General features: G+C 46.0%; 1 pseudogene. It reads left to right on the forward strand.

The window, feature by feature from the left end:
* Positions 1–1,070: pseudogene (locus tag WAA15_RS24420) on the forward strand (hypothetical protein); the annotation flags it as partial.

The raw sequence follows: 1,070 nt of genomic DNA on the forward strand, positions 1-1,070 counted from the left end.
TATGTGGCACAGCGACAGCGATATTGACAGCAAGTGGATGTAATGGCAGCTTGAAGTGGGAGAATGGCAGCACCGGCAGCACTTTAACAGTGACTGGAGCAGGAAGTTACAGTGTACAATGTATCACAACTTGTGGTACAAGTAGTGCAAGCATAGTAATCAAGTCAGGAAGCACACCAAGTACTCCACAACTCACAAGCACTAAAACAGAGTTATGTGGCACAGCGACAGCGATATTGACAGCAAGTGGATGTAATGGCAGCTTGAAGTGGGAGAATGGCAGCACCGGCAGCACTTTAACAGTGACTGGAGCAGGAAGTTACAGTGTACAATGTATCACAACTTGTGGTACAAGTAGTGCAAGCATAGTAATCAAGTCAGGAATCACACCAAGTACTCCACAAATTACAAGCACTAAAACAGAGCTATGTGGCACAGCGACAGCGATATTGACAGCAAGTGGCTGTAATGGCAGCTTGAAGTGGGAGAATGGCAGCACTGGCAGTACTTTAACAGTGACTGGAGCAGGAAGTTACAGTGTACAATGTATCACTACTTGTGGCACAAGCAGTGCAAGTATTGTAATCAAGTCAGGAAGCACGCCAAGTACCCCACAACTCACAAGCAGTAAGACAGAGTTATGTGGAACAGAGACAGCGATATTGACAGCGAGTGGCTGTAATGGCAGCTTGAAGTGGGAGAATGGCAGCACTGGCAGCACTTTAACAGTGACTGGAGCAGGAAGTTACAGTGTACAATGTATCACAACTTGTGGTACAAGTAGTGCAAGCATAGTAATCAAGTCAGGAAGCACACCAAGTACCCCACAACTCACAAGCAGTAAGACAGAGTTATGTGGAACAGAGACAGCGATATTAACAGCAAGTGGCTGTAATGGCAGCTTGAAGTGGGAGAATGGCAGCACTGGCAGCACTTTAACAGTGACTGGAGCAGGAAGTTACAGTGTACAATGTATCACAACTTGTGGTACAAGTAGTGCAAGCATAGTAATCAAGTCAGGAAGCACACCAAGTACCCCACAACTCACAAGCAGTAAGACAGAGTTATGT

Source organism: Emticicia sp. 17c (assembly GCF_037153985.1).
Taxonomy (GTDB): Bacteria; Bacteroidota; Bacteroidia; order Cytophagales; family Spirosomataceae; genus Emticicia.